Below are 21,955 nucleotides of genomic sequence, written 5' to 3' on the forward strand. Positions count from 1 at the left end.
TATAAACCTTAAGATTAATAATTTATTGATTTATCAACATATCAAAATTACCCAAAACAGCTTAATCAAAAGATAAATTATAATTCATTCTACATAAATTATCGTTCATTTTTGATAATAAATAAAAAAAATAACACATTTTTTATTTATAACACATTTTTAAACAAAAAATATTATCAAATAAAAAACCAAAGACTATCCCATAAATTAACACAAAGAGGGTAGTATGAATTCTGTTCCTGCTAATATTTTGATTATGTAAAAGAAGCTTAAATGGATTTATATTCTAAAATTAAGAAGAGAACAAGCCGTTGGGAATCATCATTAAGAAAACAGTCCGAAGTTTATTCTTTTTTAAAGAATAAACTTCGGACTGCCAAAAATTAAACATTAATTATCCTCTATCAAATAAGAAAGACAATTAGAAATTATTGATCCTGTTTTTGTTCAACATACTGGGTAGGTGTTAAACCAAAAAGCTCTTTAAAGGTTTTGGTAAAATAAGCAGAAGAATTAAAACCACACATGTGAGTCAGTTCCTTGATAGAATACTGTTTACTCAATAATAATTCTGAAGCATATTTTAATCGGATAGTCCGAATAAAATTACTTGGATTTTGTCCCGTAATAGAACTGATTTTTCTATAAAATTGCGACCTTCCCAATCCCAATTCTTTTATGATGTCCTCTAATGCAAAATCAGGATCAGAGATATTGTCTAAAACAATTTTTGTGGTTTTGTCCAAAAACATTTCATCAATGGTGTTGGTGGCAATTTCACTGGAAGGCAATATTCTGCCAATAGAAGCAAAACGTTCTTTGGCCCTTTTTCTTGCCTCAAGCAGATTTTTGATCCGCGCTTTTAAAACATTTATGTTAAATGGTTTTGACAAATATTCATCAGCTCCAGTATCATAACCTTCAATTCGGTCTTCTTCAAGACTTCTTGCGGTTAATAATACAACAGGAATATGGCTTGTTTCTATATCATTTTTAACCTGCCTGCATAATTCAAAACCATCCATCTCAGGCATCATCACATCGCTAATTACTATATCGGGATAATGTTTTTTAATTACTTCCAATCCAATAAGTCCATTAGCGGCTTCCTTAACTTGAAATTGGTTACTCAATTCATTCTTTAGATGATTACGCAATTCCTTGTTATCCTCGACAATGAGAACCACTGGACGGTTTCCTTTGTCTATATCTGACAAAACCACATCTTCAGTTTCATTCGATATGGCAATTTCATACTCAGCAGATGTTATGGAGTTCTTATCTACTTGATAAGTGCTGGCTTGATAAAAATTAGCAGATTGTTTCTTCTCAACCGGCAAATCCACAGGTAATCTTACTATAAAGGTAGTCCCTGCCTGATATTGACTTTCCACTAAAATTTCTCCTTTGTGTAACTCAACCAAACTTTTGATAAAATTCAATCCAATTCCAGTTCCGGTATTGGAGCTGTCAGGATGAAAAAATCGTTGAAACACTTCTTTCATCTCTTCTTTTTTAAAACCTATTCCGGTATCAGAAACACGAATTTCAACCTCCCTTTCCAATTTTGATTTTCTGAAAAACCACAATATAGTCTTCGTTTTCTTTCTATTCAATTCCAAAATCGACAATTTTATGCTGCCTTCTTTTTCCGTAAATTTAACTGCATTTGACAATAGATTGGTTAGAATTTTTTCGATTTTATCCGGATCGAACATCCCGAAAATTTCTTTTTTAGGAGCATCAAACACAAACCGAATACCTTTTGCCTTGGCTAAATCTTCAAACAACAAAAAAACGTCTTTACTGAACTTCACGATATTTATATTGGTAATTTCCAACGGCGTTTTTCCAAGATCCATTTTCCGTAAATCAAGAAGCTGATTAACAAGATGCAGCAAACGCCTACTGCTTCTTTGTATAATTAAAGCTGATTTTTTGACTTCCTCGGGATCATTGTAATCAGAAAGAATTTTATCAACTGGATTTAAAATTAATGTAAGCGGTGTTCTAAACTCATGAGAAACATTGATAAAAAAGTTTAATTTCATTTGATCTAATTCCTGCTCTTTGTCTTCCCTTACCTTTTTAGTGTAATAATACACAGAGAACCAAAGTGCCGAAAAAATCACCAGTACATAAATGCAATAAGCCCACCAAGTCTTCCATGGTGGCGACAACACTTCAACCCGAATTGTGGTTTTTCTTGCCTGCTCCCACTGGCCGTCTACTGAGGCTATTACTTCAAATGTATAAGTACCCGGCTCTAAATTAGAATAGTTAGCCACCCTGACATTACCGGCATTAATGAAGTTTTCATCCAACCCATTCATCTTGTAGGCATATTTAACGCGTTCCGGATTTTGATAATTTAGCGCGACAAAACCAAAAGAAATATATCCCTCGTTATAATGAAGTTCAATTTCTTTCGTAATACTTACCGATTCTTTTAACAGTATCCTTCCCTTGATGGTATCACCTGGATTTATCCTTTTATTGAACAGTCTAATTTCTGTAATGACAGGACTTACTACATTTGATTTTAAAGAAATACTATTTGGATTAAAAATATTAAAACCATTTATACCACCCACAATAATGCGCCCGTCATGGGTCTTGTCGATAGACTTGCTTTGAAATTCCGCTCCCTGTAACCCATCATGCACATTAAAATTTTTAAACGCCCTCGTTCTCGGATTAAGTAGCGACAAACCGCCTTTGGTTGTAATCCATAAATTCCGGTTATTGTCTTCTTGGATACCCACGACTAAATTATTTGGCAGTCCATTCAAGGAAGAATAGGAATTTTTTAAATTCAAATTGGAATCAAGTTCATACAATCCCATATCGGTTCCAACCCAAATATTTCGCTTATAATCCTCGATTATATGATTAACGCGGTTCCCTAGAATGTTTTTTATTTTAATTTCCGTGAATGGCATTTTTTCAGGTATCCGTCCTTTAAGTTTGGCCAACTCCGTATAACATAATCCCTGTGCAGTACCTGTGAATAGTCTGTTTTTTGAATCAATAAAAAGTGAAAAGACAAAATTGCTTATGATGCTTTTTGGATCTTCCGGAATATTCTTGTATTGGTAAAATTTTTCAGTAACGGGATCAAATAAATTTAAGCCTGCCGTTGATGTTCCCAACCATAATCTGTTTTGGGAATCCTTTTCGGCATACCAGACTGTATTCTGTCCTATTGAAAAAGGATTATTTCGATTGTATTGATACGATTTAGCTATTCCTTTATCGGTTTCAAACTTGTTCAAGCCGCCATCCCACGTACATACCCAAAGAATATTATTACTGCCCTCCAACAGATATGTAATCTTATCAGAACTCAAGGAATTTGGATCCCCAGACTTTGCCATGAAATGTTTAAATGTACCTTTCTTTTCATCAAAAAGATTCAAGCCTCCTCCATCAGTGCCAATCCAAATTCTCTTTTTGCCGTCCTCCAAAACAGATTGTGCAGTTTTAGCACTCAAACCTTCATTGCTTTCCGGTTTATAAAAATAATGCCCGAATGAGGATTTAGATATTGCCAATTTGCTAACCCCACTGTTGTATGAAGCGATCCAATAAATCCCATTTTTATCCTCCAAAACTTTCGAAGGCTGGTTGTTTGATAATGAAAAAGGATTATTTGGATTATGTATCAAGTGTTGCAGTAAACCTTTCTTTTTATCCATTAAAAATATCCCATCCCCATCTGTAGAAATCCAGACAATACCTTTTTTGTCTTGATAAAGATGAAAAATTGGAACACTTTTCTTTAAAGGAGATACATCCTTAAAAGTCCCTTTATGTATGTCAAACAAAAACAAATGAGACAAATCATTTCCAATCCAAAAATTACCATCTTTGTCTATTAAAATTTGTTTTGGCAAATGATTCAAATATTGACTCCCTTTGAAATCAATCGGAAATCTTGTAAAATTATCTGTATCGGGATTATATCTATGCAGATGATTTGCCTTGGTTACGAGCCAGATATTTCTTTTTTCATCCTCGACAACACTTGTAACATCATTGTTATCTATTGATTGTAAATCCTTTGGATTAAAATTATAATAATCAAACTTAATCCTATCATAAGAACCACCTTCAATCTGGTCTAACAAGAGTTTGGTAACTCCGTTTTTGGTAGCTACCCAAAGGGTATTATCAATTTTATGGTACAAAAGTCCGTTGATTTCCTCTCGAAAATCCGCCTCCTTTTTCTTTTTTTGATATAGATCAATCTTATGAAATTTTTCAGTATTTCTGTCAAAAACATTTAATCCATTGCTAGTCCCAACCCATAAACGTCCTTGACTATCTTCTTTTATCACAGTAATTCTATTGTTACTGATAGAATTAGAGTCATCAAGAATATTACGATAAATTTCAAAATCGTATCCATTGTACTTATTAAGACCGTCAATCGTTCCAAACCATAAAAACCCTTCATGATCCTGAAAAATATCAACCGAAGTACTGCTCGAAAGCCCTTTTGAAGTATCCAAGTTTTCAAACTTCAAATTAGAGTATTGTGCCTGTGAAAAATAGGTAATCAAGAAAAACAACCACCCTATTATTTTTTTGCTATTCATAGCATTTCTTGTCAATATGTTACAATTTAATTTAAATTTTTATCAAAGTCTTCAAAAATAAGGAATAAAAAAAGATATATATAAATCATAATCTATAATTCTGCCTTATTAATTCAACTCTTTTTAGGATTCAAGTAAAAAAGAAGTAAAAACTTTCATTATTATTAAATTCTTTAAATTAAATCCTCTTTCTGACAAACAGTATCATTCTAAATCAATCATAAAAAAACCTCGAAATCAAATGACTTTGAGGTTTGTGATTTTTGGCAGCGATAAGTAGTTCGGGGCACCATTAATCTTTAACAAATAATGACATGTATATTTCAAAAATATTTATTTGATTTTAATTCAAATCTCAATCCATGTGAAGGTGTATCCATCAATAAAAAAAGCAATTATTTTTTCGAACTAAAAAGATTATCGAAATCAATGACTTTGAAAGCTTTAAATTTAATGGTGATGCTTACGAACCATTTTATAGCTGTTAAATGAAAGATATAAGGATTTTTATCTTGCATTAATTAAATCATTTTACATATTAAAAATCAAACAGTATCGAAAACTTTTTTTCGATGATTCACTCCCCAGTCTTTTAGTGAATAAATAACTGGGGTTAGAGTATCAGCATATTCTTCTACCCTATAAGAAATCTTTACAGGATAATCTCCTATTACTACACGCTTAATCAATTTATGCTGCTCTAAATCTTTTAATTCTTTTGCCAGTACCTTTGGTGTAATGCCTGGAATACTCTCCTGTATATCCGTAAACCTATCATTTCCAACTCCGATTGAAATTATGATAGGCAACTTCCATTTTCCGCTTATCACATCTAGTGCATCCCTAACTGGTTTTATTGTATCGAGGCAATCACAATGTATTTTCTTCTGTGCCATAGTTTTACAATTTAATATTTTACTTTCCTACGGGAAAGTACTATACAAAAGAAAGTAATATTTTTTAATTTTGCAAAGAATACTTTTAAATAAAAATAAATCATAAATATCAATAATATGAAAATAGGAATAATAGGTACCGGTGCAATCGGCGGTACGATCGCAAAAAAGATGGCTGTAGCTGGTCACAATGTGAAAGTGAATAATTCAGGCGATGTTGCTAAATTAAATGCTCGCGCTGAAGAATTAGGTGTATTAGCTTCAACTCTAAAGGATGTTGTAAAAGACGTAGATGTCATAATTTTATCAGTGCCGACGATAGCAATCCCAACTATACCCAAAGATTTGTTAGCAAACGTTCCGGAAAATGTAATTGTGGTTGACACTTCGAATTATTATCCATTCCGCGATGCCGATATTGAAGAGATAAAAAACGGAAAAGTGGAAAGTGTTTGGATCTCTGAACAATTGGGAAGACCCGTAATAAAGGCATTCAACAATTTATTGGCAGAAACACTTGAAAATGGCGGAAAAGAACCCGGTGCTGAAGACAGAATTGCAATGGCTGTAGCTGGTGATGATGCAGAGGCAAAAAAAGTAATTGCCGGATTAATTAATGATGCTGGTTATGATGTGGTTGACTCTGGGGATCTTTCCGAATCTTGGAGACACCAACCAGGCACACCTGCTTACTGTACAGAACTTAACGCAGAAGAACTAAAACAGGCACTTGCAGATGGCATAAAAGAAGATGCCCCTTCTATAAGAGATAAAGCAATTGCTGGTCTTTCATCTCTCCCATCATATCCGTCTCATCCCGATGTAGTTAAATTCAATAGAGCATTGTTTCAAAAAAATCCTAAATCTGTTTAAAGAAAACTGGTTATAAAAAAAAATCCCTTCCCATTAGGAAAGATTTATTTTAAATATTCTTTGGTAATTGAACTATAAAAGCAATCATTAATGAAATATCAAGGAGATCGTTTTGACATCTGTTGCAAATATCGAGTTAGAACAGTGGCAAAATTTCGTTAAAACGTTTCATTATTGCCCACTTTTGTATCATAATCGATAGGAGTAATTAACGGAAATTTGTCTCAATAATTAAAACAATAAAATATAGTACAATGAAAAAAACAATTTTTATAACAGGTGCATCCCGGGGATTCGGAAAAATTTGGACTGAAGCTTTTCTTAAACGTGGCGATAATGTTGTAGCAACAGTAAGAAATACAGAATCATTAAAGGATTTGGCTTCAGAATATCAGGAAAATTTATTGGTTTTACAATTAGATGTAACCGATAAAAAAGCATCCTTTGAAGCCGTTTCAAAAGCAAAGAGCCATTTTGGAGCAATTGATGTATTGATTAATAATGCAGGATACGGACATTTTGGTGCTATTGAAGAATTGGAAGAACAGGAAATCCGTACACAGTTTGAGACCAATGTACTTGGGCTGATTTGGCTTACGCAGGCAGTTATTCCTATTATGCGCGAACAAAAATCGGGTCATATTATCCAGCTTTCAAGTGTTTTGGGCGTTATTGCATTGCCTACTTTAGGGATTTACAGTGCTTCTAAATTTGCTGTTGAAGGTCTAACCGAATCTCTGGCTGCAGAAGTTGCAGGATTCGGAATCAAAGTCACTCTTGTAGAACCAAATGGTTATGAAACCGATTTCAGCGCATCTTCTGCTGTACAAAGTAAACCTTTGCCACAGTATGATGCCGTAAGAGCAGCACTTTTTGGAGGGGTCAAAGAAGAAGATAATGGCGTGCCTGAAGCGACTTCAGAAGCCGTTTTAAAACTTGTAGATGCAGAAAATCCTCCGTTAAGATTACTGTTAGGCAAGGCTGGTGTGCAATGGGCTAAATATGCTTATGCCGAACGTTTGAAAACCTGGGAAGAATGGCAGGACGTTTCTGAAGCGGCACATGGAAAATAAAATTTAAATTTGCAGAATCCGATTCGTCGGGTTCTGCATTTCTTTTAAAATTAAACAGATGAATCATTTCGATAATATAAGTAGTTACAACCAGGCTATCGGACTTAAAGCTCCCGAACATCCATTGTTTTATATTGCTCGGGGCAATATGGAATGTTGTACTGTTGGCAAGGAATCTGAATTTACGGCTGATTTTTATATCATTATTTTCAAAAAAGTCGAATCGGGAAGCATGCAATACGGAAAAACAAAATATGATCATAACCAGGGGAAAATGTCATTCATTAAACCGAGACAGATTACCGGATGTAAAAATATTCGTTTAGAGGAAGACTGTTTCGTAATTCTTATTCACGAAGATTTTTTATCAGGAACAGCGATGCATAATGAAATCAAGAAATATGCCTATTTTGAATATGAAGTAAATGAAGCGTTGCACCTTTCGCCCAGTGAAGAAGAGACAATTTGGAATCTGGAGTATGCGATGGAAAAAGAATATCACAATAACGTTGATGATTACAGCAAGACAATCATTCTTAGTCATCTTGATACGATGCTTAAATATGCGCAGCGCTTTTACAAACGGCAATTTATTGACCGTGCAGATTTAAAAGGAGCCACGTTTACAAAGTTTAATGATTTGCTTTTAGAGTATTTTGAAAATAAAACGAATAATGATTTTGGCTTGCCAACTGTTAGCTATATGGCTGAAAAGCTCAATGTATCTTCACGTTATCTAACCGATTTGCTTAAGCAGGAAACTGGGAAAACAGCTTTGGAACTTATTCATCTCTATTTGATTTCAGAAGCAAAAAATTTATTGAAAGAGGGAAAAATGAATATTACCGAAATTTCTGTTTCTCTGGGATTTGAAAATCCTACTTATTTTTCAAGATTATTTAAAAAAGAAGTTGGAATCACGCCCAATATATTCAGAGAGGAAAGTTTGAATTAAGTAATCAAACCTGAGTTAGATAAACAAATCATTTTTGATGATGAAATGCCTATAATTTATAGCAAATATATAAATGAAAATAAATTTGGATTTCAAGATAAGTACCATCCGCTCTCACCTTTTTGTCCGTCGTCTCTCCTTACAAAAAAACTCCACTACTATCGCTCACCATAAGATAACTATAAACCTGGACTCGATTAATAAAAGACTGCTAATTGGTTAGTTTTAACTGTTTCGTATTTTAAAGAAGGTTTTTTTGCAGAAAGTTGTAAGCAATTATTCCGGCAATAAGATTTGCTGAAAAGTTAGTAAATGAACGATGTCTAGAGTGTTCAACTTGGCAAATATTTTTAAGTTCATCGTTAACTGTTTCGATTATTGAGCGTTTACGAAGTAAAATTTTATCACTCATTTCCTTCAAACTATTTTTCATATTATTGCGAATGCTTGTAATTAACTGGATTCCATCAACAAATAATAATTGAGAAAGTTTTTCGCTTATATGCCCTTTATCACCGAATAACTTTCCAAAAACAGCATTCAAAAAAACCTCTTTTTTCAATAGTTCTCTATCATCAACATTAGCTTGAGTTACGGCAAAGCTTAATGATTCTCCCTTGTCATCAATAATGATATGTATCTTAAAGCCATGAAACCAGTCCATTGTAGATTTACCAGTAGTGGCAGTACCTTTGAAAACTTTATTTCTCCTGATTCTTTTATTTTTACAAATTCTTATTGGTGTTGAGTCTACAAATGAAATCCATGTGCAATTACCTAGACAACAGATTTTTACAAAAATAGTCATTGACAAAAGAACACTTTGCATCAGTTATAAAAAACGATTATAAGAAACTGTATTTGAAAACTCATTTTGCATATGCTTTTGAACATAAAAAATATAATAGTGCTTGAAACAACGAAAACCACTCAAATGAAAAAGTAAATAAAATTACCTCAATTAGTTAATCCTGATTAATAAAATATAGTTGTTGCGGATCATTTGCAATTGCCACTAAAGCATTGTAAATATATTGAGATACCAAAGCACCTCCCTTAATATTTATTAAATCAATATCATCTTCAGGTGTATGATACTGCGGGTGGCCTCCTGTATGAAATCCTATACAAGCTATAGAATATTTATAAAATGAAACATGATCAGATCCTCCAACTTCACCAGCGTGTATAACTGGATTAAGGGTACTGCTTTCGCTTAATTTCTTCATCAATTGTACTCCATTTGGAAAAGTTCCTGCGCCTCCCATATAAATTTGCTTCTCTTCATTTAGCCTTCCAACCATATCCATATTCAACATTACTTTTACAGCATTCTTTTCAATCGGCAAATGGGAAACAAAATATTTAGAGCCTAATAACCCTTCCTCTTCACCACTAAAAGAAATAAAAATGATGCTTCTTTTGGGTTTGACATTAGCTTTTGATAATTGCTGCAGTATACACAGCAAGGCCGAAACTCCAGAAGCATTGTCATCTGCTCCGTTATGAATTGCCATTACTTCCTTTTTTTACTACCTGAACCTTCTCCTCCCCATCCCCAATGATCATAATGGGCTCCTATTACTATAAATTCATTTTTAAGTTTATCATCTGATCCTTCCATATATCCCACAACATTTTGTGTTGTAACACTATCTGATTTCACTTTATTTATTCCTTCTTTTACAAATAGCTTAAAAGATTGATAATAATTTCTGTTGAATTCCTTCAGACCATATTTTTTAAAATATTTCTTAATGTAAGATGCTGCGTCATTATTTTCTTTTGTGCCAGGGAAACGACCTTCCATCTTATCAGAAGAAAGATATTTATCATGTTTGTAAAATGTTTTGGCATTAATACCATCCTGAGCATTAATAGTGATATTAAAAAATAATACACTAATCAAAAAGACTTTAAATTTTAAGTTTTCTAAAAATAACATCATTTCTTTTTTATATAAATTGAAAAATTACTTAAGTTCAAAAATTTTATCCATCAATATCCATTTTTCTCCCGGTTTTGAACTCGGTAAGGGTTTTTGAAATTCCCACATCAATGTTTCCCACTCTTGAACTTTTAAATTTTCAGTATCTAATCTTGATTTTTTTTCAAAAGAAAAACCAGAATCTGCTTCTATAATCATAAACAAACGATCTCCAATATTATAGATTTCAAGATTAATAATTCCTGCATCTTTAATGCTTTGTGTAATTTCCGGCCAAACGTTTTGATGCAGCCTTATATATTCATCAATTAAATTGGGATCATTTTTTAAATCTAAAGTAAGACAGTATTTTTGCATAATTTTATTTTCTGTTTATTTTTCAATTTCCACATTGAGAAGTTGTACAAGCTTAGAATTATCTGAAAACTAACTTATTTCTCCAGTTCAAATACTGCATGCTTAATATATTTTCTATTAAAAGTGTACAAAATATGAACTTTACCATCGCTGGTTTGAATAATTGCCGGATAACTGAATTCCCCTTCTGTCTGGTTTTCTAGATCAAATAACTTTTCCCATTTTACTCCATCTTTTGAATATTCTACATCTAGTACATTTCGCCCATTGAACCAATCTTTTCCTTGCGGCAATGGATTATTTACTAATAAAAATGAATTTTTAGCTAAAGTAACGGCATCAATTCCTGAATTAGAATTTACAACGTGGATACTATCTGTTCTTTCCCAGGTATTTCCATTGTCCTCAGACCAGCTTGAAATTATTTTATTGTGTTTGCTTCTGGACAGCATCTGAATCTCCTTCGGAGAATGAACCAAAAACGCAGGCTGGATAATATCAAATTCTTTTTTATTTTCAACAGTGATCTTTTCCCAAGTATCAGTGGTCTCAGTATACCTTTCTAAGTGAACTCTCCATTTATTGTCTCCAACACTTTCTGTACTACTTCCGCATAAAATAACGCCCGGAGTTGTTTCTATTGGCTTATTTTTGATTGGACCAAGAATACTATCCGGAAGATACTTAGGAACACTCCAGGTATTTCCGTTATCTTTTGAAATGATCATGGCACCAAACCACTCCCTAGGATTTTTACCGACTTTATAGAATAAATATAAATTTTCGCTTTTACTTTTGAACAATACGGGATTCCAGCATGGTAATGTATCTCCTTTTATTATTGCAGGTTTAATTAGGTTTTGCGGTACTGACCAGATTTTTTCTTTATAAATTGAAAAATAAATCCCTACATCTTTGGCTCCTTCATATTTTCCTCCAAACCAAGCAGCCATCAGCTGATTTGGCTTAAGCTCTACTAATGCTGCAGCGTGGCTGTTATTAGTTATTGGCTGATTCGTTATAAAGGCATCAGTTATGCTGCTTACTTTTAATTTCTTTACTGAAGAGCAGGAAACACTAACCAAAACTAATAATAGCATTAAAGAATTAAATTTTAAAATCATTGTTTATTGTAAATTTAAAGCTTTTTAATGTTTTATTCTACACTGCTTTAACAGTATTATGTAATGATAAAAGCACTGCTTTACAGAAATTAAATTGCTAACTCAATAAAAAAATCACAACAAAAGTATTCTTTTATTTAACAATTAATTATTCAATTGACCAACCAGAACTCCTGAAACATTCCAATGGTTTGTACTGGGACCTTCATTTGGACCTTGTTCTATAACTACCTCTATCACATGATTTCCTTTTAGCAGATTAGTTAACGGAATAATATATGGCGGGGTTAATGTTCCCGGACACCAATTAGAGCGGCTTAAATCACTAGAAGATAAACCATCAGAGAAATTCCCTGAAGCAGGGTTAGATAATCGATACGTAGCACAATCTGTTCGCCAAGGAATGATTTTAAAAACCTCTTGACCATCAATAAACAATTTATTCATTCTTGGTACAAATTCATCTCCATTTTCCCAGCCGCCATGACCTGTTGTGGTATACAAAAGCTGTAAGTTTTGTAAATCTTCCTTAATTTCAAAATTTACTTTCAAAGTATCATTAGAAAAAAGGCCCCCATAATTTTGACCCGACATTTCCATAGTATTAACTGTTGAAAATAAAGATGCTATATACTTTTTCTTAGTTAGCTTGCCTTCGTTATTGTTCATTAATGGATAAGCATCAAGTTCGAGACTTATTGTATGGCCGCCAGCATCATAATTGCCAATAAAAATGCCAATCCAAATTTCATCTTCATCAGTAGGAACAAGAGAGCTGACGTCTTCTTTATAAACGACTTCTTTTGCCCAGTTATAATTATTTATTTTCCGTTTATCATTAAAATAATTAACTCCAAATGGCGTAAAAAACCTAAGTATTTCGATTGCTGGCAGATAACCTTTTTCTTTTATAATTCCTTGATATTTATTTTTTTTATTATCTGTATAAATTGGTAATCGATCCAATCCATGTAAATAAGCATCTAATAATGTAGTCATGTCTCCCTCTTTTTTTGCTGGAATAATGAATACTGAACCAGTCCTGTCATAAGCATCACCATTAGACTTACAGGTTAGTTTTGCAAAAATGGAATTACTGTTTTTTAATTCCGGAGTAATTTTTATTTTTTTCAGAACTACGCTCCCGTTAGAAAAATGATAAACCTTGTCTGCAATAAGGTCTTTTTCTTTTGGAATTATTGACTTAGGATCGAAGTTTAAATTTTCATTCTCAAAAATATGCAATTTAGTATATCTGGAGTTAATGAGAATTTCTTCAAATTCTGACTTATCAACCAGTACTGTCTTGTCATCATAATTAATAAATGGCTCATAATTTTTAACTTTAGTTATAGAACTAGCTGTCAGAGTCTGATTTCCATTATAAACCATTTCCAATACAAGTGCATTTTTATTTGGCAGATAATTACTATTAGGAGTCCCTTTTACTGCAGCCTTTTCTGTATACCAAACATCAATTCTATTTGAAAAATAAGAAAAAGAAACATGCTGACAATCATAGCCCAGTATGACACGGGTATCATTTTCTTTTTTAGAAATAGGTAAGCTGTCAAATGGAGTTATTTTTTTGAAAACAGTATTTTTATCCTTAATGGTGCTAACGTTATAATTATTTTTTAAATCGATGTATTGCTGAATTTTATCAGTTGGTTTTGATAAAAAAACCATTTGATTATATACATAGATTTCGATATTCTCACCTGTTTTTTTTCCGTTTTCAAATTTATCGTACTTAATTTTATACACCTCTGATTTGGTTTGAGCTGCGAGTACTAAAGAAAAAAACAATAATATGGCATTAAAAAATTTCATCATGTATTTACAAATAATTTATTATTTAATTTTTGAGAAAAAATAAACTGGAAAAACAGAGGTAAGAATTACATCTTACCTCTGCTTAAACTTATTAGTGCTTTAATTGCACTTTATTATTGAAATTTTACTTTATATCCCAGAATATTTTGGTGCTTAAATTATCATTTGCTTTAACAGCATTGTAATTAACCGTATTATAAACACTCTCTGAAATTGGATATGTCCAGCGTGTTGGAGGTGTTTTTCTAACACTGCTTGTTTCATCCTCACGGAATGTTAAAGCTGGAAGTTTTAATCTTCTTTGTTCAGCCCATGATTCATCAGCTTGCATCATATTGTAGTGAATATACTTTTGAAAAGCAATCAGCTTCAATTGATCTGCGGGCGTTGTAGCTCCAGCAAAATTTATAGTAGCAATATAAGCATCAATTTCAGCTGTTGTAGGCTCTATAGTTGGTTTCCAAGTAGTGTCATCAGCTTTATCCCCTAATCTTACATAGTATTCAACTGATTGTCTGATAGCTTTCTCAAAATAAGTTTTTGCTGAACCAGCATTACCTGTTCTTGAATAGTACTCAGCAAGAATCAAGTTTACCTCAGCAGCATTAATCAATGTTCCAGGCAACCAATCATTATTACTAATTACAGAACTGTTGTAAATCGCTATTTTACCATCATTTATTAATTGATCCTGAGCACCAGATGTCAAACTCGGATCAAGTCCTTCATAAGTAGGAGCCACTACCAGTACTCCACCTAATACACGCGATCCCTTTTGAAACAACCAAGGTCTACGAGGGTCATTATTAGTATTCATATGATCAATCATAGGTTTTGGTGCAAGGCTATTATTTCCTTCCTCCATAGCACTATGAAAACCCGAAGTATCTAAATCGGTGTCTTGAGTATAAACTCTAAAAGCAATGTTTTCAGCATTTTCATCTACAATAATTCCACTAGCAATAATTTCAGCCATTTCTGTATTTGCTCTTGCTGTGAAAGCAGGAACTGCAGAAACTCTGTTCAATATTTTCAAACGCAAAGAATTACAATAGTTTTTCCAGCTCATTAAGCTTCCTTTATTGATCAAGTCTTGATTTTTGAATTCCAATTCCACACTAGGAGACAAAACAATTGAATTCAATTCGGCAGAGAAAGCTTTTAATTGATCCAATATCATAGTATATAGCTCAGTTTGGTTATCATACTTTGCTAATGCAGCATCATAATTACCTCCTGTTGAACTAATTTTACCAGCTTGAGAGAAAGGAATATCTCCAAAATTATCGATCATTTTTTGAGTATGATCGTATAAGTAAATAGTTGAAGTAATCATATAGATTCTATTTTCTGTCTGCGCAGCAGTTGGCAAAGAAGCCATCACTTTTTCTATCTCTCTATATTGAGTTAAAAAATTGTAAAATCTATCCCATCTATAAACTGTTGCTGCTCCCGAAACATAGCGACCAGATGTATTTGTAAATCCATGTCCTTGAGTGTAAGTTAACGAAGTAGATCTTAGAACTGGGAAATAATTCCAATAGGATGGAATTACATCCTCAAAGTTGCTTTTCATGAATCCGGCATACTGCTTAGGTACAGTAGTTGTTTCAACCGTAGATGGATTTGTATAGGCATCTGCAAAATCATCTTTCGAACAAGAGCTTAAAAAAACAGCTGCAGTCGTTAGCGATATATATAATAATTTTTTCATGTTATTTTTTTTTAAAATTATAATTTATCAAATTAAAAAGATGCTCTCAACATACATCCAATACTTCTGGTAGCTGGATTCGTTCCCGCATTGCTTATATTTTGAGACCATTTTGAACCCGCAGTAGTTGCCTCAGGATCCATATCCTTAATTGATCTGTAGATAAAGAACAAATTACGTCCATAAGCAGAAAAAGTAAATTTAGAAGCGCCAATTTTACTAGCCCAGGCAGTTGGCAAATTATAAGTCAAGGATATTTCTCTCATTTTTATGTAGTTATTTTCCTGAATATATAATTCATAACGGGAACTGCTGTATTGAGGTCCTCCCCAGTTATAAGTCATGTTATAGTAACCTGCCTGAGAGATTACATTAGTATTTGTAGCACCATCCGTAGTAACTCCATTCATCAGCATACCATCACGGTATAAAGTTTGTCCTCCAGGTCCAGCAGTAGCACTATTAGCCACTTGAACCCCTTTACCATTTGCATCCATATAATAAGTTAAACCTCCACGCTCATTAGTACTGTAGTTCAAAGATTCTTCTGTCAATCCCCTTGAAGTCATCCAGTTTACTCCTGTCGGCATCAAATAACCACCATAAGAATAATCGATATTAACATCTAACGTTAAATTCTTATAAGTAAATGTATTCAACAAACCTCCCACACCTTGAGGTATAGCTGAACCGTATTTTTCCCATTTATCACCATCAATCATATAGAAACCATCAGAATCTACCATCTGATTACCATTAGCATCTGTCTTAACAGGATGTGCATAAATCCCTCCCATTGGGTCACCTACTACTGATTTCAATTGAGCAGCAGACCCATCAAAGTCAGCATGTAATAATTCATTTGCACCGTTAGCCAATTTTACCACTTTATTTACATTTTTAGCCCAGTTCAAAGTAAGATCCCAAGAGAAAGATGCAGTTTTTATAGGAGTTGCAGTCAAAGCAATTTCAACTCCCTGGTTATTTAATTCTCCAACATTCGCAATTATTGACTTAGCTCCCGTTGTAGGTGCCAATGTCAAATCTAAAATTTGATCATAAATCTTTGCATTATAGTAGGAAAGGTCTAATCCTAGTCTATTTTTAAAGAATTTAGTTTCAAAACCAATCTCATATTCATTTTTCATCTCAGGTTTTAAACTTTCATTACCATAATTGCTCACTGAATTAGTAATCAATACCGGAGTCTTTGTCCCTTGATCACCCAATGTAGTTTGGTTGAAAGCTACGTTACCCTTATAAATCTCTGCATAATTACCCACGATTCCCCAAGAAGCGCGTAATTTTGCATAACTAATTACCTCAGGTAATTCAAATGCATCTGATACTATAAACGATGAATTTACAGAAGGATAAGTAAAAGCATTATTATTAGGATTCATAGTAGAAGTTCTATCCTTTCTTATTGTACCTTCAAGGAATAAATAGTTTTTGTAATTACCACTAATAGTCCCAAATACAGCATCTTTTACGACTTCATATTTTTTATCAGAACTTTTAGCAATATTTACAGAAGCATTCATATCATACCAGTTTCTAACACTCAAACCACCATCAGTAAATCTTGACAAACTAAATCCAGTTTCTTTTGTTGCTGTGTAACCAGCTGTGGCACCAACTTCGAAAGCTTCATTAATTTTTTTGTTGTAAGTCAACATCACATCACCATAAAGAATGTTGTAATCATTAGCATCCATTTGATAAGCACCACTTGCTGCATAAACTAAAGGCCTTTCATTTGGATTTTTAGTTTCCGTATTTACTGAAGTTAAATCTGTAGAAACGCGTCCACGTAATTTCAAATCTTTATAAATTGAATAGGTTTCAGTAACACTTGCTATCAAACGGTTTGTAATTTCGTCTTGTTGAATTGCATTTGTATTCCAAAAATAATCAGCAACATCTGCCTTGAAGCCATTACGGATGATATTTTCACTTGGAGTCAAACTTTGATTTGAACCAGTAACATATTTGTATCCTAAACTGGTTTGGTATTTAGCTTTGTACCAATCACCATTATCAAACGGACTTATCATACCAGTAAAGTTATTTATCAATCTATCCATACCAATAGCACGGTTATGAACATTTTGATTCATATAACTCACGATCACATCAGTTTTCAAATTTTCACCAGTTTTGAATGATGTATTCAAGTTAAGTGTATTTTTTTTATTCATGTTACCCATACTCAAACCTTGAGATTCATTGTGTGTGTAAGAAAAACGAATATTGCTATTATCAGTATTATTAGAAAGCGCAACGTTTGTTACTTCATCCCATGCATCTTGGAACATGTTTTTGTATCCGTCTTTTTGAGGCGAATAAGGACGAATTACACCATCCCATGACATAACTGGCTGACCATCGAACCAAGGTCCAAAGTTATTACTACTATTTGAAACACCTCTGGTATCAGCAACTCCATCACCATTTGTATCATAATGAGCGAAACCGTCTGGTGCTAAAAATCCTGAAGAATAATTTGCATTTGTCCAGCCTGGACCTCTTTCATATTGAAATCTTGGCAAGTATGCTATTTGGTTATTTGAATAACTAGTATTGAAATCTATGCCAAACCCTTTTTTCCCTTTACCAGATTTAGATGTAATCAATACAACCCCGTTTACTGCCTCAGAACCATACAATGCAGCAGCCGAAGCTCCTTTAAGAATGGAAATATTCTCAATGTCTTCAGGATTAATATCCGCTAGACCATTGCTTCTAATACGCTGATCATTCCAATAATCATTATTCGTAGCAGCTCCATCACGAATTGGAACACCATCTAAAACAATAAGGGGCTGGTTTTTACCTGTAATAGAGTTAATCCCACGAATCTGGATATTGATATTTCCAGCTCCACCCGGAGTAGAAGTGATACGAACCCCTGGGGCTTTCCCATACATAGAGTTAGCGATAGTAGGTGAACCTGTCTTAACGATTGCTTCAGCCTTAATCACACTGGTAGCATATCCTAAAGATTTTTTTACTTTAGCTTGTCCAAGTGCAGTTACAACAACTTCATTAAGATTTTGAGAGGATGATATCAATGTTACATTAAGAGTAGCAGAACCTTTAAGTGTTATTTCCTTTGTCACATATCCTACATAAGAAACTACTAATACCGCAGACAAACTTGGCACCTCAAGACTATATACTCCATCAAAATCTGAAGAAGCGCCAGTTGGCGATCCTTTAACAACAATAGTGGCTCCTGGCAAAGGCATACCAGCGCCATCTGTAATTTTACCTGTAACTGTAATATTTTGTGATTTAGCATGTTGAAAACTAAATAAGCAAAACACAAGCAGTAGTTTTAATACTTTTTGAATCATAATTAGGGTTTTTTTGTTAATATTTTCTTCAAATTAATTAACCGTAGGTTAATAGTTTGTTAAATTTAAAACTATAATTTGTTATCGTTATATAATTTCGACCAATGACAAATTTGAAAAGGTGTTAGTCTGTTTTTACTGTTTTTTTAAAACAAAAAAGCTTTATTTAACAACTTATTACTAATGAAAAACACAAGATGATAATTATTCTATAACAATTTGGCATATCCCTAAATAAAAAACATTAACCTTAAAATATAGGTTAATGTTTTTTGTTGTTTACTTAAAAAAATGTTGATAACGTTTTATATCTACCTTTGCATACCTTACTATAAATTACTGATTTTAAAGACTCAATAAGTTTTATATTTCTCATAATACCACAAAATACAACTACAAAATAGGCTCTTTTATTTTCCTCCCCCAACCCTCTCCAAAAGTGAGCGATAAAACATTGGATTGTTTATATTTGTGTTTGGCATTAGTCTCAATTGGTATTTAAATACACCAATAAATAATTCTTAGTACTTAATTTGGAATTAAAAAGATTAATTATTTACAACCTTAAAATTTAATTTTAACAAATCTGCAGAATTCCCTCCAACCATAACTTCAAAATCACCTGGTTCTACCACTCTCTTCATTTCTCTGTTCCAGATAGATAGTTCATCTGCCGTCAATATAAATTCTACCTTTTTTGTTTCGCCTTTTTCGACGAATAACCTTTTAAAACCTTTTAATGTTTTTCTTGGAGTTGTTACGCTGCTGTAAACATCATTGATGTACAATTGTACAACTTCATCTCCACCGTAATTCCCAATATTTTTAACATTTACACTAACTTTCAATTCTCCATCAGCTTTAATTTCTGTGGTATTGATGGCTAAATTTGAATATTCGAACTTAGTATAACTCAAACCATATCCGAATGTATAAAGCGGATTTTCACTTTCTGAAACATATCTGTGAATAGCAGATGGTTTTTGATTATAGTATATAGGCAGCTGTCCAACAGATTTTGGAACCGAAATCGGAAGTCTTCCTGCAGGATTATAATCTCCAAATAAAACATCCGCTACAGCTCTTCCTCCAAATTCACCTGGAAACCATCCTTCAACAATGGCAGGGATATTCTCGCTAATCCAGTTTGTAGAAAGGGGACGGCCGTTTAATAACACGCAAACTACGGGAGTTCCTGTTTTTTGAATTGCTTCAATCAATTCCTGCTGCATTCCGTGTAAATCTAATGAAGCTACATCTCGATTTTCTTCAACCAATTCATTTGATTCACCTAAAACCATAATCGCAACATCTGCTTTTTTAGCGGCATCAATTGCAGGCTGAAAGTTTACTTTTTCGAAATTCCAGCGTAAGTGCGCTCTGGCTCCCCAGCCACCTTCCCACATTTCAATACGCACTTTATATTTTTTACCTGCTTCAATGTTTTTTGGAGTTGTGACGATACTTGTAGCCCCTTTTGTCCAATTGTCAATAACCAATTGATCGTCAATCCACATTCTGATTCCATCATCTGAACTTAAACCTAACCATCCGTCAAATGATTTGTCTGATTTTATATAACCTGTCCAGCGAATGGAGAAATCGTCATCTGTAACACCTGTTCCTGGAGACCATGGCCAGTCAAACTCTAATTGATTGTCAATACGAGTTAATGCAGGAGTTCCTTCAACATTTCTATTATTGAAATATTCTCCTTTTAATCCGTTCTGAGCATCATCCGGAGTAAATAAATATTTTGATGGAATAATTTGTCCTTTTACAATTAAAGGAACTCCTTCTTCATAAAGAACATTTGCCGTTTTTCCCACAAGTTGCTGAACACCTTCTAAAACCGTAGTTCCAACTTTATTTTTAACTGCATATCCTCCAAGTCTTGAAGCATTTGCATTTGGACCAATTACTGCAACCGTTTTAATGTCTTTACTTAAAGGCAAAATATTGTTTTCATTCTTTAATAAAACGATAGATTTATGACCCGCTTCTAAAGCGATATCCTGATTTTCTTTCGTATGAAAACGCTCTTTAATCAGGTTTTTATCGGTATATGGATTTTCGAATAAACCCAGTAAAAATTTAAGTCTTAAAACTCCTCCCGCAGCACGGTCTATTTGCTCCATTGTAAGCTTTTTTTCATTCACCAAATCAATAATCGTTTGCTGCCAAAACTCATTTGTAAAATCATAAAATTGCATATCAACTCCAGCAGCAATTGCAGTTCTGATGCTTTCTTTTGGAGAGTCTGTAACATAATGAGTCGTTTGAAGATATTTGATAGCTCCCAAATCTGAAACTACAATTCCTTTAAAACCCCATTCTTTTCTTAAAACATCAGTCAAAAGCCAATGATTTGCCGCACAAGGAATACCGTCTAATTCTGAGTAAGCACACATGGTTCCCAGAGCGCCGCCTTTTTTAAATGCTTTTTCAAATGATGGTAAAAAATCCTGACGCGCAGAACGTTCTCCAACCAAAACCGGAGATGAATTTCCTCCCGCCTGCGGGATACCATGAACCGCAAAATGTTTTGGTTCCGCAATAATAGAACGATCTGATCTTAAGTCTTCACCCTGCATTCCTTTTATCATCGCCAGACCAATTTCGCTATTCAGATAAACATCCTCACCAAATGTCTCGGCAACTCTTCCCCAGCGTGGCTCAAGACCAACATCTAAGTTTGGACCTAAGCCAAAATGAACACCATGAGCTCTGGCTTCAGTTCCGATTACTTTTCCAACTTTATCCATAAGAGCCGTGTCCCAGGTTGAACCTAAACCAATACTCATTGGGAAAGCGGTACTTCCGTCATCTAAATATCCATGAAGCATCTCACACATAATCAGCGCAGGAATTCTCCATTTATTTTTTTTAATAATTTCACTCTGAAGGTCATTGATCATCTTCGCCGAACGCGGGTAGATATCATGAATAGCACCAATCCCCAGATTACCGATTTTAGCATCAGATTTGGTCTTAGAAAAATCTTCTTTATCTTTAAAATACTCACCTTTGTACATATCCATCTGACGCACTTTTTCCTCCAGGCTCATTCGGCTTAATAAGTCTTTTACTCTGTCTTCAACAGGCATTTGAGCATCTTGGTATGGATATTTTTTCTGCGCTGAGGTTAGGTTAAAAAAACCTAAAGCCATTACGAAAATAATGGCTGTCTTTTTCATTCTTAATCTTAACATAATCGTG

At 33.6% G+C, this 21,955-nt stretch carries 14 protein-coding genes; 3 read left to right on the plus strand and 11 right to left on the minus strand.

Annotated features, from left to right (window positions below; genetic code table 11):
* Window positions 1-428: 428 nt before the first annotated feature.
* Window positions 429-4,601, minus strand: coding sequence for a hybrid sensor histidine kinase/response regulator transcription factor (locus tag CLU83_RS07990; RefSeq protein WP_100431111.1), 4,173 nt, complete (start codon window positions 4,599-4,601; stop codon window positions 429-431).
* 545 nt (window positions 4,602-5,146) lie between these two features.
* The gene (locus CLU83_RS07995; RefSeq protein WP_100431112.1) at window positions 5,147-5,497 is read right to left on the minus strand and encodes a helix-turn-helix domain-containing protein; all 351 of its coding nucleotides are present in this window, start codon (window positions 5,495-5,497) and stop codon (window positions 5,147-5,149) included.
* 117 nt (window positions 5,498-5,614) lie between these two features.
* On the opposite strand from CLU83_RS07995, the gene CLU83_RS08000 reads away from it, so the two are divergent.
* The 3 genes from CLU83_RS08000 to CLU83_RS08010 all read left to right on the plus strand — a co-directional run bounded on the left by CLU83_RS08000 (window position 5,615) and on the right by CLU83_RS08010 (window position 8,398).
* Entirely contained in the window at window positions 5,615-6,370 is a 756-nt protein-coding gene (locus CLU83_RS08000; RefSeq protein ID WP_100431113.1) for an NADPH-dependent F420 reductase, read from the plus strand.
* Between the two features lie 254 nt (window positions 6,371-6,624).
* On the plus strand, window positions 6,625-7,443 hold the full coding sequence (locus CLU83_RS08005) for an SDR family NAD(P)-dependent oxidoreductase (RefSeq protein WP_100431114.1): 819 nt from the start codon (window positions 6,625-6,627) through the stop codon (window positions 7,441-7,443).
* Between the two features lie 58 nt (window positions 7,444-7,501).
* The gene (locus tag CLU83_RS08010; protein WP_100431115.1) at window positions 7,502-8,398 is read left to right on the plus strand and encodes an AraC family transcriptional regulator; all 897 of its coding nucleotides are present in this window, start codon (window positions 7,502-7,504) and stop codon (window positions 8,396-8,398) included.
* A gap of 241 nt (window positions 8,399-8,639) precedes the next feature.
* Here CLU83_RS08010 and CLU83_RS08015 read toward each other — a convergent pair whose 3' ends face one another.
* The 9 genes from CLU83_RS08015 to CLU83_RS08050 form a co-directional block, all read right to left on the minus strand.
* Window positions 8,640-9,227, minus strand: coding sequence for an IS982 family transposase (locus CLU83_RS08015; protein WP_232727017.1), 588 nt, complete (start codon window positions 9,225-9,227; stop codon window positions 8,640-8,642).
* Window positions 9,228-9,363: 136 nt separating this feature from the next.
* A complete protein-coding gene (locus CLU83_RS22430) occupies window positions 9,364-9,915 on the minus strand; it encodes a M28 family metallopeptidase (protein ID WP_232727018.1) in 552 nt (183 codons plus the stop codon).
* A complete protein-coding gene (locus CLU83_RS22435; RefSeq protein WP_232727019.1) occupies window positions 9,915-10,346 on the minus strand; it encodes a hypothetical protein in 432 nt (143 codons plus the stop codon). The genes CLU83_RS22430 and CLU83_RS22435 overlap by 1 nt, the downstream gene beginning before the upstream one ends.
* 24 nt (window positions 10,347-10,370) lie before the next feature.
* Window positions 10,371-10,703 carry an L-rhamnose mutarotase gene (locus CLU83_RS08025; protein WP_100431116.1) on the minus strand — a complete coding sequence of 111 codons (333 nt, stop codon included), beginning with the start codon at window positions 10,701-10,703 and terminating at the stop codon, window positions 10,371-10,373.
* A gap of 74 nt (window positions 10,704-10,777) precedes the next feature.
* Window positions 10,778-11,803, minus strand: a complete 1,026-nt coding sequence (locus CLU83_RS08030) for an exo-alpha-sialidase (protein WP_232727021.1) — start codon at window positions 11,801-11,803, stop codon at window positions 10,778-10,780.
* Window positions 11,804-11,971: 168 nt separating this feature from the next.
* Window positions 11,972-13,663, minus strand: a complete 1,692-nt coding sequence (locus CLU83_RS08035) for a PNGase F N-terminal domain-containing protein (protein ID WP_100431118.1) — start codon at window positions 13,661-13,663, stop codon at window positions 11,972-11,974.
* A gap of 124 nt (window positions 13,664-13,787) precedes the next feature.
* The gene (locus CLU83_RS08040) at window positions 13,788-15,377 is read right to left on the minus strand and encodes a SusD/RagB family nutrient-binding outer membrane lipoprotein (RefSeq protein ID WP_100431119.1); all 1,590 of its coding nucleotides are present in this window, start codon (window positions 15,375-15,377) and stop codon (window positions 13,788-13,790) included.
* A gap of 32 nt (window positions 15,378-15,409) precedes the next feature.
* Window positions 15,410-18,736: a SusC/RagA family TonB-linked outer membrane protein gene (locus tag CLU83_RS08045; RefSeq protein WP_100431120.1), complete on the minus strand. Its 3,327-nt coding sequence runs from the start codon at window positions 18,734-18,736 to the stop codon at window positions 15,410-15,412.
* A gap of 548 nt (window positions 18,737-19,284) precedes the next feature.
* Window positions 19,285-21,948 (minus strand): glycoside hydrolase family 3 N-terminal domain-containing protein, encoded by a 2,664-nt coding sequence (locus tag CLU83_RS08050; RefSeq protein WP_100431121.1) that lies wholly within the window; start codon window positions 21,946-21,948, stop codon window positions 19,285-19,287.
* Between the last annotated feature and the right edge of the window lie 7 nt (window positions 21,949-21,955).

Source organism: Flavobacterium sp. 1 (assembly GCF_002797935.1).
Lineage (GTDB): Bacteria > Bacteroidota > Bacteroidia > Flavobacteriales > Flavobacteriaceae > Flavobacterium.

Coding starts and splice junctions, on each gene's coding strand:
- CLU83_RS07990 (WP_100431111.1), bottom strand. CDS start 4,601: ATGAATAGCAAAAAAATAATAGGGTGGTTGTTTTTCTTGATTACCTAT.
- CLU83_RS07995 (WP_100431112.1), bottom strand. CDS start 5,497: ATGGCACAGAAGAAAATACATTGTGATTGCCTCGATACAATAAAACCA.
- CLU83_RS08000 (WP_100431113.1), top strand. CDS start 5,615: ATGAAAATAGGAATAATAGGTACCGGTGCAATCGGCGGTACGATCGCA.
- CLU83_RS08005 (WP_100431114.1), top strand. CDS start 6,625: ATGAAAAAAACAATTTTTATAACAGGTGCATCCCGGGGATTCGGAAAA.
- CLU83_RS08010 (WP_100431115.1), top strand. CDS start 7,502: ATGAATCATTTCGATAATATAAGTAGTTACAACCAGGCTATCGGACTT.
- CLU83_RS08015 (WP_232727017.1), bottom strand. CDS start 9,227: ATGCAAAGTGTTCTTTTGTCAATGACTATTTTTGTAAAAATCTGTTGT.
- CLU83_RS22430 (WP_232727018.1), bottom strand. CDS start 9,915: ATGGCAATTCATAACGGAGCAGATGACAATGCTTCTGGAGTTTCGGCC.
- CLU83_RS22435 (WP_232727019.1), bottom strand. CDS start 10,346: ATGATGTTATTTTTAGAAAACTTAAAATTTAAAGTCTTTTTGATTAGT.
- CLU83_RS08025 (WP_100431116.1), bottom strand. CDS start 10,703: ATGCAAAAATACTGTCTTACTTTAGATTTAAAAAATGATCCCAATTTA.
- CLU83_RS08030 (WP_232727021.1), bottom strand. CDS start 11,803: ATGCTATTATTAGTTTTGGTTAGTGTTTCCTGCTCTTCAGTAAAGAAA.
- CLU83_RS08035 (WP_100431118.1), bottom strand. CDS start 13,663: ATGATGAAATTTTTTAATGCCATATTATTGTTTTTTTCTTTAGTACTC.
- CLU83_RS08040 (WP_100431119.1), bottom strand. CDS start 15,377: ATGAAAAAATTATTATATATATCGCTAACGACTGCAGCTGTTTTTTTA.
- CLU83_RS08045 (WP_100431120.1), bottom strand. CDS start 18,736: ATGATTCAAAAAGTATTAAAACTACTGCTTGTGTTTTGCTTATTTAGT.
- CLU83_RS08050 (WP_100431121.1), bottom strand. CDS start 21,948: ATGTTAAGATTAAGAATGAAAAAGACAGCCATTATTTTCGTAATGGCT.